This window comes from Pseudomonas violetae (assembly GCF_023072615.1).
GTDB lineage: Bacteria > Pseudomonadota > Gammaproteobacteria > Pseudomonadales > Pseudomonadaceae > Aquipseudomonas > Aquipseudomonas violetae.
The window spans coordinates 1-21,114 of sequence record NZ_JAKNRW010000041.1; the positions used below are offsets into that span (position 1 = coordinate 1).

Below are 21,114 nucleotides of genomic sequence, written 5' to 3' on the forward strand. Positions count from 1 at the left end.
CTGCGCCGGCCGCTGCGACCCCGGTGACTCCTGCCCCGGCCGTTCCTGTCGTGCCAGCGCCGGTGGTGACTGCTCCGGTTGCACTGAGCGTTCCCGCCGTTGCAACGCCCGCTGCAGTCGTTGGTCAGGGCCAGGTTTCCCTGCAGTTCACCGCCGATTGCTGGACGCAAGTCACCGATGGCACCGGTAAGGTGCTGTTGAGTGGTCTCAAGCGTAAAGGCGAAAATGTTTCCGTCAGCGGCAAACCACCCTTTGCGGTGCGTCTGGGCTACGCTCGTGGCGCGCAGCTTAGCTATAACGGGCAGGTGGTCGATGTCGCTCCGTTCACCAGTGGCGAGACTGCTCGCCTGAAGTTGGGTCAATAAGTCATGCACGGCGAATCTCCAATCAAACGTCGCGAATCTCGCAAGATCTGGGTCGGTAATGTGCCCGTGGGCGGCGATGCGCCTATCGCTGTGCAGAGCATGACCAACAGCGATACCAATGACGTCGCGGCCACTGTGGCCCAGATCAACCGTCTGGAGGCAGCGGGCGTTGACATCGTGCGCATTTCTGTTCCAGACATGGACGCTGCCGAAGCATTCGGCAAGATCAAGCAACTGGTCAAAGTGCCGTTGGTGGCCGACATCCATTTCGACTACAAAATCGCTTTGCGAGTCGCTGAGCTGGGCGTTGACTGCCTGCGCATCAACCCGGGTAACATCGGTCGCGAAGATCGCGTGCGTGCGGTGGTCGATGCCGCCCGTGATCGCGGGATTCCGATCCGCATCGGTGTCAACGCCGGTTCCCTTGAAAAAGACCTGCAGAAGAAATACGGCGAGCCGACCCCCGCTGCGCTGGTCGAGTCCGCCCTGCGTCACGTCGAGCACCTTGAACGCCTGAATTTCCAGGACTTCAAGGTCAGCGTGAAGGCCTCCGACGTGTTCATGGCCGTCGAAGCCTATCGTTTGTTGGCGAAAGAAATCGTCCAGCCGTTGCACCTGGGTATCACCGAAGCCGGTGGTTTACGTTCAGGCACGGTGAAATCCGCCGTGGGCCTCGGTATGCTGCTAGCCGAAGGGATTGGCGATACTATTCGCATCTCGTTGGCGGCTGATCCGGTCGAGGAAGTGAAAGTCGGCTACGACATCCTCAAATCCCTGCACTTGCGTTCCCGTGGCATCAACTTCATCGCCTGCCCGAGCTGCTCGCGGCAGAATTTCGATGTGGTCAAGACCATGAACGAGCTGGAAGGACGCCTTGAAGACCTGCTGGTGCCGCTGGATGTCGCGGTGATCGGTTGCGTGGTCAATGGCCCCGGCGAAGCCAAGGAAGCCCATATAGGCTTGACTGGCGGTACACCGAACCTCATTTACATCGACGGCAAACCGTCGCAGAAACTGACGAATGACAATCTGGTGGATGAGCTTGAACGCTTGATCCGCCGGAAAGCGGCCGAGAAGGTCGAAGCTGACGCAGCGGTTATCGCGCGCGGCTGAGCCCGACTGAAGAGCCGAACGAATTTAAGGATTTATAGTGAGCAAGTCTCTGCAAGCCATACGTGGCATGAACGACATCCTGCCCGAACAGACTCCCCTGTGGCGTCATTTCGAAGGCACCGTCTCGCGTTTGCTGGATAACTACGGTTACAAGCAGATCCGTATGCCGATCGTTGAATTCACCGAGCTGTTCAAGCGCTCCATCGGTGAGGTGACCGACATCGTCGAAAAAGAGATGTACACCTTCGACGACCGCAACGGCGACTCCCTGACCCTGCGGCCTGAAGGTACGGCAGCTTGTGTGCGTGCGGTTCTGGAACACGGCATCACCGGTGGTGGCCAAGTGCAGAAACTCTGGTACATCGGTCCGATGTTCCGCCACGAGCGTCCGCAGAAAGGCCGTTATCGCCAGTTTCACCAGATCGGGGTGGAGGTGTTCAACCTTGACGGTCCGGACATCGACGCCGAGCTGATCGTGCTGACCTGGCGCCTGTGGGGCGAGTTGGGGATTCGTGACGCGGTCAAGCTTGAACTCAACAGCCTGGGCACTGCCGAGTCCCGTGGTCGTTACCGCGTGGCGCTGGTCGAGTATCTTTCGGCGCGTCTGGACAAGCTGGACGAAGACAGCCAGCGCCGCCTGAAAACCAACCCGTTGCGCGTCCTGGACACCAAGAACGCCGACACTCAAGCCGTGCTGGTGGATGCGCCGAAGATGGCCGACTACCTCGACGAAGAGTCCCGCGTGCACTTCGAGGGCCTCAAGGCTCGCCTGGATGCTGCCGGTATTCCTTATGTGATCAACCCGAAGCTGGTGCGCGGGCTGGATTATTACAGCAAGACTGTTTTCGAATGGGTCACTGACAAGCTGGGCGCCCAGGGCACCGTTTGTGCCGGTGGACGTTACGATGGCCTGGTCGAGCAGATGGGCGGTAAGCCGACTGCGGGCGTCGGTTTTGCGATGGGTATCGAGCGTCTGGTCCTGCTGCTGGAAACGCTGGAGCAGATCCCGGCAGAGATTTCCCGTCAGGTTGACGTCTACCTGTGCGCATTCGGCGAAGCAGCCGAATTGGCCGGCCTGACCCTGGCCGAGCGAGTGCGTGATCAATTACCCAACCTGCGCCTGCAAGTCAATGCCGGCGCCGGCAGCTTCAAAAGCCAGTTCAAGAAGGCCGACAAGAGCGGTGCGTTGTACGCGCTGATCCTTGGCGACGACGAAATGGCCCAGCAAGTGGTAGGTTTCAAACCCCTGCGTGGCCAGGGCGAACAACAAAGCATTGCCTGGGATGCGCTTGCTGCACACCTGGCCACCTGCGTCGTGCAGGGTTGAAGCTGTCAAACAGCTGATTTAGCGATTAAGGAGTATTGGGGTGTCGAGTACCGAAGACGAAAACCTGGCGGATTTGAAGGAATGGTGGACACGCAACGGCAAGCCCCTGGTCACTGGCGGCCTGTTGGCGCTGGTCATCGTGTTCGGCTGGCAGGCCTTTCAGAAGTATCAGAGCAATCAGGCACAAGGCGCCTCGATTCTCTATCAGCAATTGCTCGAAACCACGCTGACCCCTGACGGAAAACCTGATGTGGCCCGTGTATCGGACCTGGCCGGCAAGCTCAACAGTGAGTTCGGCGGCACCGCGTACGCGCAGTACGGCAGCCTGTTCGTGGCCAAGGTCGCAGTCGACAGCGGCAAGCTGGATGACGCGGCAAGTGAGCTGAGAGCGATCGTCGCCAAACCGGCCAATTCGGCATTGGGCGAAATCGCCCGTCAGCGCCTGGCGCAGGTTCTGGCTGCGCAGGACAAGGCTGATGAAGCCCTGAAACTGCTCGAAGGCGACGCCGACACCGCCTTCCTAGCCACCCGTGAAGAACTCAAGGGTGACCTGCTGGTGAAACTGGGCCGCACTGATGAAGCAAACACGGCGTATCAAAAAGCCAAGGCGGCACTGTCGGATGAAGCGGCAGTAGGTGGCCTACAAATCAAGCTGGATGACCTGGCCAAAGGGGATGCGTGACGTGATCCGTTGGAAACATGCAGCATTGCTGGCTCTGGCCATTTTGGCCGCGGGTTGCAGCAGCAACAGCAAAAAGGAATTGCCACCGGCCGAGTTGACCGACTTCAAAGAAGAAGTGGTTTTGCAGAAGCAGTGGAGTCGTTCGATCGGTGACGGTCAGGGCGAGACCTATAACATGCTGGTTCCGGCGATCGATGGCGATACCATCTATGCCGCCGACGTCACTGGCGTGGTGATGTCGATGGATCGTAGCAACGGCGACGTCAAATGGGAGAAAGATCTTGAGTTGCCAGTTTCCGGCGCCGTTGGCGTAGGTTATGGGCTGGTCATGATCGGTACGCTCAAGGGCGAAATCGTTGCCCTGGATGCCAGCAACGGTGAAGAGAAATGGCGCGCTCGCGTGTCCAGTGAAGTCCTCGCACCGCCTGCCAGCAATGGTGATGTGGTGGTGGTTCAGACTCAGGATGATCGTCTGATCGGCCTGGATGCCGCCACCGGCAACCAGCGCTGGTTGTATGACAGCACCCCTGCAGTCCTGACCCTGCGCGGTACCAGTGCTCCGATCGTGACCAATCGCTTCGCGGTGGCTGGCCTGTCGACCGGTAAAGTGGTGGCCCTGGACATCTCCAACGGCGTGCCGGTCTGGGAACAACGCGTTGCCATTCCACAAGGTCGTTCGGAGTTGGAGCGTGTGGTCGATATCGACGGCGGCTTGCTGCTGTCCGGTGGCACGGTGTATGTGGCCAGCTATCAGGGTCGCGTTGCGGCACTTGACCTGGAAAGCGGTCGTCAGCTCTGGCAGCGTGATGCTTCCAGCTATGCCGGTGTCGCCCAGGGTTTTGGCAGCGTCTACGTAAGCCTGTCCTCGGGCACCGTTGAAGGCGTTGACGAACGTACCACCACAGCTTTGTGGACCAACGATTCGCTGGCTCGCCGTCAACTGTCGGCTCCGGAAGTGTTCTCCAGCTACGTGGCTGTCGGTGATATGGAAGGCTACCTGCACCTGCTGAGCCAGGTAGATGGTCGCTTCGTCGGTCGCGAGCGCATCGATAGCGACGGCCTGCGCGCCCGGCCGCTGGTGATGGGTGACATGATTTATGTGTATGGCAACAGCGGCAAACTGGAAGCCCTGACCATCAAGTAAAGGTTTGACTATGCTTGGGGTTTAACCCCCGAGCGGCTTCTGTAGGAGCGAGCTCGCTCGCGATGGACGTCAACTATTACGTTGGCTACCTGATTAAACGCGGTGTCATTGCGTTTCTCGCGAGCAAGCTCGCTCCTACATGAAATGCCCCGAGCACCAGCCGCTGCCTAGCAGCGGCTTTTGTATTTTCTGAAATAACGAAGTGGAGAGCCGCATGGTTCCCGTAATCGCCCTGGTGGGCCGACCCAACGTCGGCAAGTCCACCTTGTTCAACCGCCTGACCAGGACTCGTGACGCCATCGTCGGCGACTTGTCCGGTCTGACCCGTGATCGCCAATACGGTGAGGCCAAATGGCAAGGGCGTTCCTACATTCTGGTCGACACCGGCGGTATCTCTGGTGACGAGCACGGTATGGACGAAAAAATGGCCGAGCAGTCGCTGCTGGCCATTGAAGAAGCAGATGTGGTGTTGTTCCTGGTAGATGCCAAGGCCGGTTTCACCGCCGCCGACCAGATGATCGCCGAGCATTTGCGCAAACGTAACAAGCGCTCCTACGTGGTTGCCAACAAGGTCGACAACATCGACCCGGAAATGGCCCGCGCCGAATTCGCCCCGTTGGGCATGGGCCACGCGATCCCGATCGCTGGCGCCCATGGTCGTGGCATCACCCAGATGCTGGAAATCGCTCTCAGCGACTTCCCGAAAGACGAAGAAGAGCCGGAAGATGGCGAAGAAGAGATCGTTGCCGAAGGTGAGGAAGCCAAGCGCATTCCTGGCCCAAGCGAAAAAGACGGGATCAAGATCGCCATCATCGGCCGTCCGAACGTCGGCAAGTCGACCCTGGTCAACCGCATGCTTGGTGAAGACCGGGTAATCGTTTATGACCAGCCGGGTACCACCCGCGACAGTATCTACATCCCGTTCGAGCGTAACGACGAGAAGTACACGCTGATCGACACCGCAGGTGTGCGTAAGCGCGGCAAGATCCACGAAGAAGTTGAAAAGTTCTCCGTGGTGAAAACCCTGCAGGCGATCAAAGACGCCAACGTGGTCATCTTCGTGATGGACGCCCGCGAAGGCGTGGTGGATCACGACCTCAACCTGCTGGGCTTTGCCATCGAGTCGGGTCGCGCGCTGGTCATTGCGATCAACAAGTGGGACGGCATGACTCCGAGCGAGCGTGACTTCGTGAAGGTCGAGTTGCAACGTCGACTGTTCTTCGTTGACTACGCTGACATCCACTTCATCTCGGCGCTGCACGGCACCGGCGTGGGCAACCTATACGCTTCGGTACAGAACTCGTTCAAGTCCGCGGTCACCCGCTGGCCAACCAACCGCCTGACCCAGATCCTGGAAGACGCGGTCGGTGAGCACGCGCCACCGATGGTCAACAACCGCCGTATCAAGCTGCGTTATGCCCACTTGGGTGGTGCTAACCCGCCGATCATCGTGATCCACGGTAACCAGATCGAGAAGGTGCCGAAGTCTTACGTTCGTTATCTGGAAAACACTTATCGCCGTGTTCTGAAGCTGGTTGGTACGCCGATCCGCATCGAGTTCAAAGGCGGCGAGAACCCGTACGAAGGTAACAAGAATTCGCTCACCGACCGCCAGGTCAACAAAAAACGCCGGATGATGTCGCACCACAAGAAAGCCGACAAGAAGCGCCGCGATAAGAAATAGAAGTAGCGGTAAGCTTGAAGCCTCAATACTTCAGCTTCAAGTCAGCGTAGAAGGGCCCTTTTTGGGGCCCTTTTTTGCATCTGCAGGTTTGATGCTTGACCACTTGCAGCATGCAGCTGGAAACTTGCAGCTCACCTGCAGGGGCCCACCGATGATCACCAGTAAGCTGCCGAATGTCGGCATCACTATCTTCACTCAGATGTCGCAGCTCGCGGCGCAAACCGGCGCGTTGAATCTGTCCCAGGGCTTTCCCGATTTCGATGCCCCGCAGGCGCTGTGCGATGCGGTAGGCCGGCACATCGCCCAGGGCCACAACCAGTACTCGCCAATGACTGGCCTGCCGGCCTTGCGGCAGCAAGTGGCAACCAAGATCGCTCGCAGCTACCGCATCCACGTCGATGCCGACAGCGAAGTGACGATCACCCCGGGTGCGACTCAGGCGATCTTCTGCGCGATCCAGGCCGTTATCAACAGCGGCGACGAAGTGATCGTATTCGACCCTTGCTACGACAGCTATGAACCTTCGGTGGAGCTAGCCGGCGGTCGTTGTGTTCATGTGCAGCTTGGGCTGGATGATTTCGCCATCGACTTCCAGGCGCTCGCCGAAGCCATTACGCCGCGTACGCGAATGATCGTTCTCAATACACCGCATAACCCCAGCGGTGCACTGATCAGTCGTGCCGAGCTGGATCAACTGGCGCAGTTGATCCGTGATCGCGATATCTACCTCATCAGCGACGAGGTCTACGAACATCTGGTGTTCGACGGCGTGCCTCACGTCAGCGTGCTGGCCCACGAAGAGTTGTACCAGCGCGCATTCGTGATCAGCTCCTTTGGCAAGACCTATCACGTCACGGGCTGGAAAACCGGCTATGTGGTTGCTCCACCGGCCCTCACCGCGGAAATGCGCAAAGTTCACCAGTACGTCAGCTTCTGCGGGGTAACGCCGCTGCAATTTGCCCTGGCCGACTTCATGGTCGAGCACCCGGAGCATGTCGAGGAGCTGCCGGCGTTCTACCAGGCCAAACGCGACCTGTTCTGCGATTTGCTGGCGCCGTCGCGCTTCACGTTCAATCGGGTGGCGGGTACCTATTTCCAGTTGGTCGACTACTCGCAGATCCGCCCGGACCTCAATGACGTCGACATGGCGCTGTGGATGACCCGTGAACACGGCGTGGCAAGTATCCCGATCTCGGTGTTCTATCAGTCCCCGCCCGAAGGCCAGCGCTTGATACGCCTGTGCTTCGCCAAACGAGAGGAGACCCTGCGTGAAGCAGCGGAAAAACTATGCGTGATCTGAGTACCTTGCCGAATCTGAACATTGCGCTGATCCAGACCACGCTCGCTTGGCACGACCGTCAGGCAAACCTGGAGCACTTCGAGCAACTGCTGGAGCAGGCACGCGGCGCGGACCTGATTATCCTGCCGGAAATGTTCACTACCGGTTTCTCCATGGAGTCCCAGACTCTGGCCGAGCCGGAGAACGGTCCCACCAGCAAATGGTTGCGGCTGCAGGCGGCGAAGTTCGACGCCGTGATTACCGGCAGTGTCATCGTTCAAGCCAGCGATGGCAGCCATCGCAATCGCCTGTTGTGGGCGCGCCCGGACGGCGAGGTGCTGCATTACGACAAGCGCCATCTGTTTCGCATGGCGGGTGAACACAACCACTACACCCCGGGCGAGCGCCAGGTGCAATTCGAGCTCAAGGGCTGGCGTGTGCGTCCGCTGATCTGCTACGACCTGAGGTTCCCGGTGTGGAGCCGTGACTCACAGGACACCGACCTGTTGCTGTACACCGCGAACTGGCCCGGGGCGCGGCGCCAACACTGGAACCGCCTGCTGCCGGCGCGGGCGATTGAAAACCTGTGTTATGTCGCGGCGGTGAATCGCGTGGGCACCGACGGCAAGGGCTTTGCCTACACCGGGGACAGCCAGGTGCTGGATTTCCAGGGTGAGACGTTGCTGGGTGCGGGGGAAGCCGATGGGGTGTTTCAGGTGGTACTCGACGCGGCGGAATTGGCGGCGTACCGCACAAGGTTTCCGGCGAATCTGGATGCGGATACCTTTTTGTTTACCTAAGTGCTAAATGCCGGATCAGTTATTTTTGATGTGTACTGAAAAAGGTGAAAGTTCACACTGTTTAACGTTACAGTTTTAGTTGTGAGCTTTCACAGTTCAAGTTTTGGTTCGGAATTAGTTTCTACGTCTTTCGAGGCTCCGTGTTGAGGGTACAGTCAATCAAGACTTGGTGAGGCAAGTGGTCAAGGTCCAATGAGGCTTTTTCTCTAAGTGTCTGGATTGGTGCGGTGGGGGAAGGTAGATTCAATTTTTGGATCTCTAGTTTTCCGCTCTCCGTAATGGGGAATCCCCATGCGGTGAAGTAATCAAGCAGGTTTTTTTTGCAGCCATGCAGGCAAACAGCGCAAAATTATCATAGGCTTTCGAGGGGGCCGGGCTATAACCGTTGGAATGCCATTTTTCTCTGGTTGTTTTATTCATCGTTTTCCAGAAGTCGTCACCCAGTGCAAGTCTGAGCTGTTCAAGTACAGCGAGGCGTTCATACAAGTCGAGAGTTCGATCTTGGCTTGGGGAGTGTTGAGTTTATTTAGCAGAATGGCCCAAGTGTCCAGACCGTCATCACCTTTGGCGAGCAGTATCGACGGTAGCCCGAATGCTCGCTGTACGGCAAGTGCACTGATATTGTTGGTGACTTCACTAAACTCGGGAGCTTTGTAACCAAGCATCTGGTTTTGGTGGCCTAACTCATGGGGCACCCCCCCAGGATTTTTTAAGGTATTCCGGTGTGAGCATTTCCTGAGCAAAGTATTCCATGTAAGCCGTATGTCCATGGCTAGCATGTGCGCCGCCGGCGCCCCCGTAATTGCCGAGAACAAGGTGGTATTTCCAAGCCGCGCGAGTGTGAAGGGGTGTGGATGCATCAAGGCCTATGACGTCTTCACTGGTAGAGATTATAGTTTCGTATACCCACATGAGCGTATCCATGTCACTTTCACTGGTGGGCGCGTATGCCAAGGCTGCGGAGCGGCTGACGGTAACTTGCGAGCGCTCGGAATATAGTTCCACATAGGGCGATAAATTCCATTGTTGAAGCATATCCATGTATTCATGGTGTCTTGTCTTTTTAGCTTCGAAGTAGGGCAGGTCGATGATGCCCTCTAAAAAACTTAAATTTGCAGTGTTGCGTTCGCCAGTCAGTTGGAGGTAGATAATTCCCCCGCCTGGATCTGTGATTGTATTTTCGCCCTCTTGCAATGAATAGACGCGTGGGCGTGAATATTGAGTGTCGGGGTCGGCGAAAGGTGCGCCGACCCAAAGTTTTGGATCACTTTGTCCGGATACATTTTCACAGGCGATTTCGAGTTTGATGCGAGTATTTTTTGGAGTGTAAAAGCCTGTGGATTGCCTGTAGCTGTTAAAGAACCAGTTTTCAATCCTTGTTATGCTCTCCATGGGGTCTGGTGTGCCCGAGAAAACTGACCTTGTTACTTTGCGAAAACCAGTCGAGTTGTCCGTCCTTAGGAATTTTTCAAAGCGCTGGTTTCTGTTGCCGGAAAAGTATGGCCTCATTTGCACTTGGTCGTCTACAGTAGTCAGTGCTAGCTGTGTGTAGTGATTAAGTATCGCGTAAGAGCCATCGGGAAATTCCTCCAGTACAAACTGTTGCGTAATGTATCCAGGGTATAGTTCTATCAATACGTCTGGGTTGCCTGCCGTAATGCATGAGTTTTTATTAAGGTAGAGCCGCATATTGCAAATCTTCCAGCGGTTTCCAGTTCTACCAACCTAAAGCTTTGCTGCGTGGATACCGTAAGGGGTTTAATTACTAGTTTGCCTAGTGACTCTGTGAATACTAATGGTGTGCTCATGCCATGGCCATTGTTTCAGTTGATGTAACAACACAATAGGGAAAGTTTGCAGATACTCTACTGTCATAATTGACAGTGCCGACGTATGGTCATGTCTAGCTCGAACGTGGGGTACGGGATATTTCAGGTGGTGCTGAATGCGTTGGAGTTGGCGGTGTATCGTGCGCGGTTTCCGACGAAGGGGTCATAACAGACAACGCACGAAACATCAGGTAAATAAAAAGGCCCCCAGGTTCTCACCCAGGGGCCTCTTGCATTGCAGCTAAAGCCTTACGCCGCTTTTGCTTGCGGCTGGCTCAGCGAGCGGTTCAGTGCGCTGAACAGGGCCTTGAAGCTGGCGGTCGTGATGTTTTCGTCGATACCGACGCCGTGCACCGCACGCTCACCATTGACTCGCAGTTCGATGTAGGCCGCTGCCTTGGCATTGGTGCCCGCGCCGATCGCGTGTTCGTTGTAGTCCATGATCTCCACAGGAATCGGCAAACCGGCCACCAGGGCTTCCAGGGCGCCGTTGCCTTTGCCGTGCCAGCGCAGGTTGGTTTCGCCTTGGCCTTTGCTCGACACTTCGACTTCTACCGAACTGTTGCCGTTCTCTTCCTGCAGGCGATGGCTGACCAGCGCGTACGGCGTGTTGGCTTGCAGGTACTCGCGCTGCAGCAAGGCGTAGATCTGCGGTGCGGTCATCTCCAGGCCAACGCGGTCGGTTTCGGCCTGGACGACCTGGCTGAACTCGATCTGCATGCGACGCGGCAAGCTGATGTCGTATTCCTGTTCCAGCAGGTAGGCGATACCGCCTTTGCCCGATTGGCTGTTGACGCGAATCACCGCCTCATAACTACGCCCAATATCGGCCGGGTCGATCGGCAAGTACGGCACTTCCCACAAGGCGCCCTGTTTCTGCTGGGCAAAGCCCTTGCGAATGGCGTCCTGGTGCGAGCCGGAGAACGCGGTGTGAACCAGGTCGCCAACGTAAGGGTGGCGTGGATGCACCTGGATCTGGTTGCACTCCTCGACGACCTTGCGCACGCCGTCGATGTCCGAGAAGTCGAGTTCAGGGTGTACGCCCTGGGTGTAGAGGTTCAGTGCCACGGTCACGAGGTCGACGTTACCGGTGCGCTCGCCATTGCCGAACAGGCAGCCTTCGACGCGATCAGCGCCGGCCATCAGGCCCAATTCGGTAGCGGCAACGCCGGTGCCACGGTCGTTGTGGGTGTGCAGGCTGATGATCACGCTGTCACGACGATTGATGTGACGACCGAACCATTCGATCTGGTCGGCATAGATGTTCGGGGTGGCGCATTCGACGGTGGCCGGCAAGTTCAGGATCATCTTGTGCTCGGGCGTCGGTTTCCAGACCTCGATCACCGCATCACATACTTCCTTGGCGAACTCCAGTTCAGTGGCGCTGAAGGTTTCTGGCGAGTATTCGAAGGTCCACTCGGTCTCCGGCTGCTGGGCGGCATACTTGACGAACAGCTTGGCCGCGCTGACGGCGATTTCTTTGATGCCATCCTTGTCCTGATTGAAAACAATGCGACGGAAAGACGGCGAGGTCGCGTTGTACAGGTGAACGATGGCTTTCTTTGCCCCGCGCAGGGATTCGAAGGTGCGCTCGATCAGGTCTTCACGGCCCTGGGTCAGCACCTGGATGGTGGTGTCGTCCGGGATGTGGTTGCCTTCGATCAAGGTGCGCACGAAGTCGAAGTCGGTTTGCGAAGCGGCCGGGAACGAGGCTTCGATTTCTTTCACGCCAACCTGCACCAGGGTTTTCCAGAAGCGCAGCTTTTTAACCGCGTCCATTGGTTCGATCAGCGACTGGTTGCCGTCGCGCAGGTCCGAGCTGCACCAGATCGGCGCGGCGGTGATGGTCTTCGACGGCCAGGTGCGATCCGGGATGTCGATGGTCGGAAACGCGCGGTACTTCGAAGACGGGTCTTTGAGCATGCTCATCGGGAAATCCTTGTTGTAGGGGCCGAAAAAAGGCGGCCTGCCGGTGGATCAAAAGTTCTGGGGTGAAGCGTAGGACGAGGCACCGCGATTCAGCCTGGCAGTCGTGCACTGACGAGGCACAGACTGCGGTGCTGGCGAAGCTGAATGAGGGTGTGAGAGGTTTTCATGCCTTCAACCCTAACCGCGAGGATGAAGGTTGGCAAGCGGTCGAAAAAAATTGAGAGGAATACTCTTGTGAGGCATTTTTGCGAGATTTAATTGCTCGTATAAGCCCTGATTGTCCTAATGATTGCTAATGGTTTAAACACTGCGCAATCGATCAGGCCGGCTTTCTCGTGTCGAGGCTTCGGTTGCAATGGGCGGTTACGGGCGAATCTCGATCATCGTTCCATCCGGCACCAGGCCCCACACTTCACGCATGTCCATATTGCGCATGGCAATGCATCCGTCGGTCCAGTCCAGGGTGTGGAACAGGTTCTCCGGGTAGTCGTAGGAATCGGGAGTGCCGTGGATCATGATCATGCCCCCAGGCGCGACGCCTTCACGCAGTGATCGCGCAGAGTCGGCCGCATTTGGATAGGAGATGTGCATGGCCAGGTTGAAGCGGTCACTGACTTTGCGCCAGTCCACCCAGTAAAAGCCTTCCGGGGTGCGCTTGTCGCCCTCCATCAACTTGGCGCCCTTGGGCTGCTTGCCCAGGGAAATGCGGTAGGTGCGCAGCGCCTGGCCATCGGCAATCAATTGCAATTGATGAGCGGACTTGAGCACCAACACTTTTTCGATAGGTTTGCCATCCAGGGTCACCACGGTGGAAGCCTGGGACACGGCAATGAACGACAGGCAAAACAGGGCAAGCAACCAGCGCATTGAAACGATATCCCTAAGAGGTGTCGCGACTATCTATTGTAGGCGCTGCCGAAGGTTTGGCCCGAAGGTGGACGATTTTTTGCCTTTGCAAAAAATCTACATTTCCAATCAAACAATGACCGGCTGAGCCAGCGGCGGAATCGATTCCGATCGCACGGGATAGACCTCGGACCGCCGGTCAGCGAAGAAGCATTCTAGAGTACGTCCCACCGTGCGGAAAGCCAGGTCGGACCAAGGGATGTCGGCTTCCTCGAAAAGCTGCACTTCGAGGCTTTCTATGCCTGCTGCAAAGTCCAGGTCCACCAGTTCGGCGCGATAGAACACGTGCACCTGGCTGATGTGTGGTACGTCGATCAGGGTATAGATGCTCAGGTCGCGCACCCGGGCGCAGGCTTCTTCGGCGGTCTCGCGAATGGCTGCCTGTTCAATGGTCTCGCCGTTCTCCATGAACCCTGCGGGCAGGGTCCAGTATCCCAGTCGAGGCTCGATGGCCCGCCGGCACAACAAAACTTTTGAGCCCCAGGTGGCCACGCAGCCGGCGACGATATTGGGGTTCTGGTAATGGATGGTGTGACAGCTGTCACAGACAAACCGCAGGCGCGAATCGCCCTCGGGAATACGTTGGGTCACCGGGTTGCCGCACTGGCTGCAAAATTTCATGCTTGGGTTCCTGAATGCTGTGCCTATCTTGGCGTGCGGTGGTGCCGGTCGGCAAGTTGTCGTTTCGCGACAGACGGCCGTTCGGGGCTTGGGCGGTCAGTGTGATTGGTGCATGATGCAGGGTAAGGCACAGATCGAGATCATTCATGCTGGACGAGCTACTGCATCGGGTAAGCAACCACACGCCGCGCCCCCTGGAAACCGACAAACGTTTTCCCGAGGCTGCCGTATTGGTCCCCATCACCCGCAGTGACGAACCGGAACTGGTTCTGACCCTGCGCGCCAGCGGGCTCTCGACCCATGGAGGTGAAGTGGCGTTTCCCGGAGGCCGTCGCGACCCTGAAGACCCGGACCTGATTTTCACCGCCTTGCGCGAAGCCGAAGAAGAGATCGGCCTGCCGCCCGGGCTCGTTGAAGTGATCGGGCCACTCAGCCCGCTGATCTCGCTGCATGGCATTAAGGTCACGCCTTATGTCGGGGTGATTCCGGATTTTGTCGAGTATCGGCCCAACGATGCCGAGATCGCTGCAGTGTTCAGCGTACCGCTGGAGTTTTTTCGCGAGGACCCCCGCGAACATACCCATCGCATCGATTATCAGGGTCGCAGCTGGTACGTGCCGAGCTACCGTTACGGCGAGTACAAGATCTGGGGCCTGACGGCGATCATGGTCGTTGAGTTGATCAACCTGCTGTATGACGCGAAAATCAGCCTGCACCAGCCGCCCAAAAGCTTTATCAATACCTGACGCCATCGTTCGCATGGCAATACCCAAGCCAGCCTGGCCCTGAGGACAACAAGATGAAATACCGCCTGGGCGACGCCCGAGTCGAAACCCACCCGCAAAGCTGGGTGGCCCCCAATGCCGTACTGGTGGGCAAGGTCAAACTGGAGGAGGGCGCCAACGTCTGGTTCAACGCGGTGCTGCGTGGCGACAATGAATTGATCCTGATCGGCAAAAACAGCAACGTCCAGGACGGTACTGTGATGCATACCGACATGGGCTACCCGTTGACCATCGGCACCGGCGTGACCATTGGCCACAATGCCATGCTGCATGGCTGCACGGTGGGGGATTACAGCCTGATCGGCATCAACGCGGTGATTCTCAACGGTGCGAAAATCGGTAAAAATTGCATCATCGGAGCGAATTCGCTGATCGGCGAGGGCAAGGAAATTCCCGATGGCTCCCTGGTGATGGGCTCACCGGGAAAAGTGGTGCGCGAATTGACAGAACAGCAAAAGAAAATGCTCGAGGCCAGCGCCGCGCACTATGTCCATAACTCGCAGCGGTATGCCCGCGACCTGGCTGAGCAGGAAGAATGAGCACCGCTGAACGGCCGGTGCGCTCGCCTTGTGTGAATGTCTGTGCGCTGGACGAGGATGACATCTGCACCGGTTGCCAGCGCACGGTCGAAGAGATCACGCGCTGGAGCCGGATGGACAACGACGAGCGGCGCAAGGTGTTGGGGTTGTGCCATGAAAGGGCGAAGTCCAGCGGGCTTGTGTGGATGCTTGGCAAATAACTCCGGAAGTTCATCGCGGCCCTTGTAGGAGCGAGCTTGCTCGCGAAAACCTGAGGGCGCCACGGGGTACCTGATTTTACGCGTAATCGTTAACGTCCTTCGCGAGCAAGCTCGCTCCTACAGGTGTCTTTTCGTCCCATGCTTTTTTTGATCGCCTACATCAGCAGCGTCGTGCTGATCAACTACGCCTTTTCCACTGCCCCGCATCTGGACATCATCTGGTCGGCCTGGGGTGGTCTGGTATTCGTGCTGCGGGACATGGTGCAAACGCGCTTTGGCCACGGCGCGATCGTCGCCATGCTGGCGGCGCTGGTGTTGTCCTATGTCACCTCCGATCCGTCCATCGCCCTGGCCAGCGCCACGGCGTTCGCGGTCTCCGAGTGTATTGACTGGCTCGTGTTCAGTATCACCAAGCGTCCGCTGCACGATCGCCTGTGGATAAGTTCGGCGCTGAGCATCCCCCTCGATACGTTCATCTTCTTTGGCATGATCGACGCGTTCACCCCGGCCGTGATCCTTACCGCCATGGCCTCGAAGTTCGCTGGCGTGACCGCCGTCTGGCTGATCATGGCGTGGCGCCTGCGCAAACAGGCCGTCGCCAGCTGAAGCCAAACCCGCCGGTTCATGTAAAATGCCGCGCTTTCTCCCCATGGGAAGCGCGCCTTGCGTTGCATCCCTCGATGATCCGCTTCTTTGAGGACCTGAGATGACCCGTATCGGAACTCCATTGTCGCCGACCGCGACCCGCGTATTGCTGTGTGGCTGTGGCGAGTTGGGCAAGGAAGTGGTGATCGAGCTGCAACGCCTGGGCGTTGAAGTGATCGCCGTGGACCGTTATGCCAACGCACCGGCCATGCAGGTGGCGCATCGCAGCCACGTGATCAACATGCTTGACGGTGCCGCCCTGCGTGCGGTCATCGAAGCAGAAAAGCCGCACTTCATCGTGCCGGAAATCGAAGCCATCGCCACTGCGACCCTGGTCGAGCTGGAGGCCGAAGGTTTCACCGTGATCCCGACTGCGCGTGCCGCGCAGCTGACCATGAACCGTGAAGGCATCCGCCGCCTGGCGGCTGAAGAGCTTGACCTGCCGACTTCGCCATACCACTTCGCCGACACGTTCGAGGATTACAGCAAGGCGGTCGAAGACCTCGGCTTCCCTTGCGTGGTCAAGCCAGTAATGAGCTCTTCGGGCAAGGGGCAGAGCCTGCTGCGCAGTGTCGATGACGTGAAGGCTGCGTGGGACTACGCGCAAGAAGGCGGCCGTGCCGGCAAAGGCCGGGTGATCGTCGAGGGCTTCATCGACTTCGATTACGAAATCACTCTGCTGACCGTGCGTCATGTAGGCGGTACCACGTTCTGCGCGCCGGTGGGTCATCGCCAGGAGAAGGGCGATTACCAGGAGTCCTGGCAGCCGCAGGCCATGAGCCCGATCGCGCTGGCGGAGTCCGAGCGAGTCGCCAAAGCCGTGACCGAGGCCTTGGGTGGTCGTGGCCTGTTTGGCGTCGAATTGTTCATCAAGGGCGATCAGGTGTGGTTCAGCGAAGTTTCGCCGCGTCCACACGACACTGGCCTGGTCACTCTGATTTCCCAGGACCTGTCGCAGTTCGCGCTGCACGCCCGGGCCATTCTTGGCTTGCCGATCCCGTTGATCCGTCAGTTTGGTCCTTCGGCTTCGGCGGTGATTCTGGTGGAAGGACAGTCGGCCCAGACGGCGTTCGATAATCTTGGCGCTGCGTTGAGCGAGCCGGACACGGCGTTGCGTTTGTTCGGCAAGCCGGAAGTCAATGGTCAGCGCCGCATGGGCGTGGCGCTGGCGCGGGATGAGTCGATTGAAGCGGCTCGGGCGAAGGCTACCCGAGCCTCACAGGCTGTTGTTGTAGAGCTGTAAACCGAGGCGCGGCATTCGCGAGCAAGCCCGCTCCCACAGGATCTATGGTGTTCACCAATATTGTGTACATCTCAAACCCGGTGGGAGCGTGCTTGCTCGCGAAGCTTTTGCCCTGGCTTCAGGCCACCCGATTCAAATCGTTATGCCGCGTTTCCTTCAAACACAGCACTGCAATCAGGCTCAACACCGCCGCCCCCGACACATACCCTCCGACGTAACCCAACCCGCCCATCGCCACCAACTTCTGCGCGAAGAACGGCGCCGCCGAGGCTCCGACGATTCCGCCCAGGTTGTAGGCAGCCGACGCGCCGGTGTAACGCACATGGGTAGGAAACAGCTCGGGTAGCAGCGCCCCCATCGGCGCAAACGTCACGCCCATCAGAAACAACTCGATGCACAGGAACAGCGCGACGCCCCAGGTCGAGCCCTGGGTCAGCAGCGGTTCCATAAGGAACCCGGACAGAATCGCCAGCACACCACCGATAATCAGTACCGGTTTGCGACCGTAACGGTCACTGGCCCAGGCCGAGAGCGGAGTTGCGGCCGCCATGAACAGCACGGCGAAGCACAGTAGAGCAAGGAAGGTTTCGCGGGTGTAGCCCAGTGTCGATACGCCGTAGCTCAAAGAAAATACTGTCGAGATGTAGAACAGCGCGTAGCAGACCACCATCGAGCCGGCACCCAGTAACATCGGCACCCAGTATTGGCTGAACAGCTCGACCAAGGGGATTTTCACCCGTTCCTGGCGCGCCACGGCATTGGCGAACACCGGGGTTTCGTGGAGTTTGAGGCGTACATACAGACCGACCATTACCAGCGCTGCACTCAGCAGGAACGGAATCCGCCAGCCCCACGAGCGGAACTGCTCGTCGCTCAGGATCAACGCCAGGGTCAGGAACAGTCCGTTGGCAGCGAGGAAGCCGATCGAAGGCCCGAGCTGGGGGAACATGCCGAACCAGGCTCGTTTGCCCTTGGGCGCATTCTCCGTCGCCAGCAGCGCTGCGCCGCCCCATTCGCCGCCAAGCCCCAGACCCTGGCCGAAGCGTAATACGCAGAGCAGGATGGGCGCCCAGGCACCGATGCTGGCGTAACCCGGAAGTACGCCGATCAGCGTGGTGCATACGCCCATCAGCAATAGCGAGGCGACCAGGGTCGACTTACGTCCGATGCGGTCGCCGAAATGGCCGAACAGTGCCGAACCCAGAGGCCTGGCCAGGAACGCGATACCAAAGGTGAGGAAGGCCGACAGCATTTGCGCAGTGCCGGAGGTCTGGGGAAAAAATACCGGGCCGATCACCAGCGCCGCGGCGGTAGCATAGACGTAGAAGTCATAGAACTCGATGGCGGTGCCGATGAAGCTCGCCGTGGCCACGCGGGTGGCGGAGTTGGTAGGTGCAGGCGTGCTTTGGCTGTAAGTCGTACTGGTTGTCATGCGGTTATCCCTGACAGTCATGTGCCCCAGTGGAGCGAGTTATTAGGGTTGAACACCCAGGGATGTGGGTTTGACGCAGAGTGCGGGTAGCACTGGGGTGTGGCGGTGCTTGAGTAAGCGGCTCGATTATAGGAAGGCGGCTATCGATTCAACAAGAGGCGAGGCTGATGAGCACTTTTGTGGCGAGGGAGCTTGCCCCCGCTCGGGCGCGAAGCGGCCGCAAAGTGTTGAATGCGTTCTTTCAGGATGATCGCGGCGTCTGTTACAGGGACGGCTTAGCAGTCAGTCCGGCGGGAGCGAGCGCCCTCTCCATCGGGAATGGGGTCAAGCTCTTTGAATGTGGCCGGGGTCTATATTGCTACAGGCACTGAACTGGTATGCCAGACCAGTACCTGCGTCACACGGTTGTCCTCGGTCTCGAGAATCTCCAGCCGATAACGCCCTATCTTCAGGCATACCGCACTCTCCGGAATGGTCTCCAGCGCCTCGGTTACCAGGCCGTTGAGGGTTTTCGGTCCATCGCTGGGCAAGTGCCAGCCCAGGCTCTTGTTCAGTTCGCGAATCGACGCTGCACCTTCGATCATCAGTCGGCCATCCGGCTGTGGATGAATGTGCGGGTTATCCAGGCTGTGCTGGCTTTCGAACTCGCCGACGATTTCTTCTAGGATGTCTTCCAAGGTGACGATGCCGAGCACTTCGCCGTATTCGTCCACCACCATGCCCAGGCGTCGCTGTTGCTTGTGGAAATTCAGCAGTTGCAGCTGTAGCGGGGTGCTTTCAGGCACGAAGTACGGCTCGTGGCAAGCCGCCAGCAGCGCTTCGATCGTCAGGCTGGCATCCGGCAGCAGATGGAGGATCTGCCGGGTATTGAGCACCGCTTCGACCTGGTTGATATCGTTGTGGAACACCGGCAGGCGTGTGCGTCGGTTATTGCTCAACTGTTCGATTATCTCGGGGAGGGAGTCGTCGAGGTTGATCCCTTCGACGTCACTGCGTGGCACCAGGATGTCGTTGACCGTGATGTGGTCCAGCGCATGAATGCCCGATAGGACGTGCGGGCGGCAGGATGACTGTTCGTGGGCTTCTTGCCGATCCGTGGTGGGTTCGTCTTCGCTTTGCTGCACCGCATTGACTTTGCGGGTAAACGGGCGCATCAGCAATTGGCTGGCGCCATTGAGCAACCAGGCGGCAGGGTAGACGATTTTCAACGGCGCGCCGAGCAAGGTGTTGCCCAGGCTCAGGATGGTATCCGGATAGCGCACGGCAAGGGTGCGCGGCAGATATTCGGCGAACACCAGCAGGATCGCGCCCGCTCCGAGGCACGCTGCCCATGGGCCATTCTCCGCCCAGGTGACAATCGCCAGCAGGGTGCTGATGACCATTACCAGTGCGCGGCACAAGGTGTTGCAAAGGATCAGGCTGTTGAGCGGGAAATTCAGCTTCGCCACGGGCTTGTCGCTCGAGCGCGAGGCGGTGCGCTGGGCCAGCATGTGTTGTTGTGCGACTTCAATGGCGGTGAACAGCCCCGACCACAAAATCAGCAGGGCGATCACTGCGAGCATCGGCCCTATCGGCAAGTCGTCCATTATTGCCGCCCGTCAGATGTGCAGGATGTATTCACGGACCAGCTTGCTGCCGAAGTAGGCCAGCATCAGCAGGCAGAAGCCGGCGAGGGTCCAGCGGATGGCCTTGTGTCCGCGCCAGCCGAGGCGATTGCGGCCCCACAGCAGCACGCTGAACACGATCCAGGCCAGGCAGGCCAGCAGGGTCTTGTGCACCAGGTGCTGGGCAAACAGATTCTCGACGAACAGCCAGCCGGAAATCAGCGACAGCGATAGCAGGGTCCAGCCAGCCCAGAGGAAGCCGAACAGCAGGCTTTCCATGGTTTGCAGTGGCGGGAAGTTCTTGATCAGGCCGGAGGGGTGCTTGTGCTTGAGCTGATGGTCCTGGACCAGCAGCAACAACGCCTGGAACACCGCGATGGTGAACATCCCATAGGCCAGGATCGACAGCAGGATATGCGCGAGGATGCCCGGCGCTTCGTCGATGATCTGGACAGTGCCGGCGGGGGCGAATTGCGCGAGCAGCACGGTGGCGGCGCCCAGCGGGAACAGCAGGATAAGCAGGTTCTCCACCGGAATGCGCGAGCAGGCCAGCAGGGTCAGGGCGATGACCGCTGCGGCAATCAGGCTGGCGGCGCTGAAGAAATCCAGGCCCAGGCCGATTGGCGTCAACAGGTGGGTCAGCAGGCTGGCGCTGTGGGCCAGTACGGCCAAAATGCCGAGCGTGACCAGCAGGCGTTTGTTCGCCTTGGCACCGGAAGCCAGACGAGTGCCCTGATAGATGGTCGCAGCGGCGTAGAGGCAGGCGGCGGCGAGGGTAGTTAGCAAGCTGGGTGACAAGGGGAGCATAAATCCTGATAGGCAAGCCCGAAAGGCGCTGAGTTTGGCATAGAACCCTCATCGCACGAAAGTGCGAGGTGTCCGCCAGACGCAGTCTTCGCTATAATCCGCGACCTGCCCACGCCGCAGGCTCGCCGAGCACATGTTTATTCCGGTCTGGGCCGCCATTATCCCGGTCTACACAGGGCC

General features: G+C 58.5%; 21 protein-coding genes. 13 read left to right on the plus strand and 8 right to left on the minus strand.

Annotated features, from left to right (window positions below; all coding sequences use genetic code 11):
• The 8 genes from L9059_RS26785 to L9059_RS26820 all read left to right on the plus strand — a co-directional run.
• Positions 1–365 (plus strand): DUF4115 domain-containing protein (locus tag L9059_RS26785; RefSeq protein WP_247293909.1); only part of this gene is annotated, 365 nt, incomplete at its 5' end.
• Between the two features lie 3 nt (positions 366–368).
• Positions 369–1,478: a flavodoxin-dependent (E)-4-hydroxy-3-methylbut-2-enyl-diphosphate synthase gene (gene ispG / locus L9059_RS26790; protein WP_247293910.1), complete on the plus strand. Its 1,110-nt coding sequence runs from the start codon at positions 369–371 to the stop codon at positions 1,476–1,478.
• Positions 1,479–1,515: 37 nt separating this feature from the next.
• The gene (gene hisS / locus L9059_RS26795) at positions 1,516–2,805 is read left to right on the plus strand and encodes a histidine--tRNA ligase (RefSeq protein WP_247293911.1); all 1,290 of its coding nucleotides are present in this window, start codon (positions 1,516–1,518) and stop codon (positions 2,803–2,805) included.
• A gap of 40 nt (positions 2,806–2,845) precedes the next feature.
• Positions 2,846–3,487, plus strand: a complete 642-nt coding sequence (locus tag L9059_RS26800; protein ID WP_247293912.1) for a tetratricopeptide repeat protein — start codon at positions 2,846–2,848, stop codon at positions 3,485–3,487.
• The gene (bamB, locus tag L9059_RS26805; protein WP_247293913.1) at positions 3,480–4,631 is read left to right on the plus strand and encodes an outer membrane protein assembly factor BamB; all 1,152 of its coding nucleotides are present in this window, start codon (positions 3,480–3,482) and stop codon (positions 4,629–4,631) included. The genes L9059_RS26800 and bamB overlap by 8 nt, the downstream gene beginning before the upstream one ends.
• Before the next feature lie 214 nt (positions 4,632–4,845).
• Positions 4,846–6,315, plus strand: a complete 1,470-nt coding sequence (gene der / locus L9059_RS26810) for a ribosome biogenesis GTPase Der (RefSeq protein WP_247293914.1) — start codon at positions 4,846–4,848, stop codon at positions 6,313–6,315.
• A 151-nt stretch (positions 6,316–6,466) separates the two neighbouring features.
• Positions 6,467–7,615, plus strand: coding sequence for a pyridoxal phosphate-dependent aminotransferase (locus tag L9059_RS26815; protein WP_247293915.1), 1,149 nt, complete (start codon positions 6,467–6,469; stop codon positions 7,613–7,615).
• The gene (locus tag L9059_RS26820; RefSeq protein ID WP_247293916.1) at positions 7,603–8,394 is read left to right on the plus strand and encodes an amidohydrolase; all 792 of its coding nucleotides are present in this window, start codon (positions 7,603–7,605) and stop codon (positions 8,392–8,394) included. Before L9059_RS26815 ends, L9059_RS26820 begins: the two co-directional genes overlap by 13 nt.
• Before the next feature lie 416 nt (positions 8,395–8,810).
• Here the strand turns inward: L9059_RS26820 and L9059_RS31130 are convergent, their stop codons facing one another.
• The 5 genes from L9059_RS31130 to L9059_RS26840 all read right to left on the minus strand — a co-directional run bounded on the left by L9059_RS31130 (position 8,811) and on the right by L9059_RS26840 (position 13,679).
• Positions 8,811–9,173 (minus strand): M60 family metallopeptidase, encoded by a 363-nt coding sequence (locus L9059_RS31130; protein WP_428480303.1) that lies wholly within the window; start codon positions 9,171–9,173, stop codon positions 8,811–8,813.
• Positions 9,079–10,083, minus strand: a complete 1,005-nt coding sequence (locus tag L9059_RS26825; RefSeq protein WP_247293917.1) for a M60 family metallopeptidase — start codon at positions 10,081–10,083, stop codon at positions 9,079–9,081. The genes L9059_RS31130 and L9059_RS26825 overlap by 95 nt, the downstream gene beginning before the upstream one ends.
• A gap of 389 nt (positions 10,084–10,472) precedes the next feature.
• Positions 10,473–12,152 (minus strand): 2-isopropylmalate synthase, encoded by a 1,680-nt coding sequence (gene leuA, locus L9059_RS26830; RefSeq protein WP_247293918.1) that lies wholly within the window; start codon positions 12,150–12,152, stop codon positions 10,473–10,475.
• A gap of 363 nt (positions 12,153–12,515) precedes the next feature.
• Positions 12,516–13,019 (minus strand): L,D-transpeptidase family protein, encoded by a 504-nt coding sequence (locus L9059_RS26835; RefSeq protein ID WP_247293919.1) that lies wholly within the window; start codon positions 13,017–13,019, stop codon positions 12,516–12,518.
• 108 nt (positions 13,020–13,127) lie between these two features.
• On the minus strand, positions 13,128–13,679 hold the full coding sequence (locus L9059_RS26840; RefSeq protein WP_247293920.1) for an NUDIX hydrolase: 552 nt from the start codon (positions 13,677–13,679) through the stop codon (positions 13,128–13,130).
• A gap of 146 nt (positions 13,680–13,825) precedes the next feature.
• Here L9059_RS26840 and L9059_RS26845 point away from each other — a divergent pair, with 146 nt between their 5' ends.
• The 5 genes from L9059_RS26845 to purT all read left to right on the plus strand — a co-directional run bounded on the left by L9059_RS26845 (position 13,826) and on the right by purT (position 17,091).
• Positions 13,826–14,425, plus strand: a complete 600-nt coding sequence (locus tag L9059_RS26845) for a CoA pyrophosphatase (protein ID WP_247293921.1) — start codon at positions 13,826–13,828, stop codon at positions 14,423–14,425.
• Positions 14,426–14,478: 53 nt separating this feature from the next.
• Entirely contained in the window at positions 14,479–15,003 is a 525-nt protein-coding gene (locus L9059_RS26850; RefSeq protein ID WP_150701971.1) for a gamma carbonic anhydrase family protein, read from the plus strand.
• Positions 15,000–15,203, plus strand: a complete 204-nt coding sequence (locus L9059_RS26855) for a DUF1289 domain-containing protein (RefSeq protein WP_247293922.1) — start codon at positions 15,000–15,002, stop codon at positions 15,201–15,203. The genes L9059_RS26850 and L9059_RS26855 overlap by 4 nt, the downstream gene beginning before the upstream one ends.
• 138 nt (positions 15,204–15,341) lie before the next feature.
• Positions 15,342–15,809, plus strand: a complete 468-nt coding sequence (locus L9059_RS26860) for a 7-cyano-7-deazaguanine/7-aminomethyl-7-deazaguanine transporter (RefSeq protein ID WP_247293923.1) — start codon at positions 15,342–15,344, stop codon at positions 15,807–15,809.
• Between the two features lie 100 nt (positions 15,810–15,909).
• Complete coding sequence (purT, locus tag L9059_RS26865) at positions 15,910–17,091, plus strand: formate-dependent phosphoribosylglycinamide formyltransferase (RefSeq protein ID WP_247293924.1); 1,182 nt, start codon at positions 15,910–15,912, stop codon at positions 17,089–17,091.
• Between the two features lie 118 nt (positions 17,092–17,209).
• Here the strand turns inward: purT and L9059_RS26870 are convergent, their stop codons facing one another.
• The 3 genes from L9059_RS26870 to L9059_RS26880 all read right to left on the minus strand — a co-directional run bounded on the left by L9059_RS26870 (position 17,210) and on the right by L9059_RS26880 (position 20,934).
• A complete protein-coding gene (locus L9059_RS26870; RefSeq protein WP_247293926.1) occupies positions 17,210–18,523 on the minus strand; it encodes an MFS transporter in 1,314 nt (437 codons plus the stop codon).
• A 350-nt stretch (positions 18,524–18,873) separates the two neighbouring features.
• Positions 18,874–20,109 carry an HlyC/CorC family transporter gene (locus L9059_RS26875; protein ID WP_247293927.1) on the minus strand — a complete coding sequence of 412 codons (1,236 nt, stop codon included), beginning with the start codon at positions 20,107–20,109 and terminating at the stop codon, positions 18,874–18,876.
• 12 nt (positions 20,110–20,121) lie between these two features.
• Complete coding sequence (locus tag L9059_RS26880; protein WP_247293928.1) at positions 20,122–20,934, minus strand: cytochrome C assembly family protein; 813 nt, start codon at positions 20,932–20,934, stop codon at positions 20,122–20,124.
• Between the last annotated feature and the right edge of the window lie 180 nt (positions 20,935–21,114).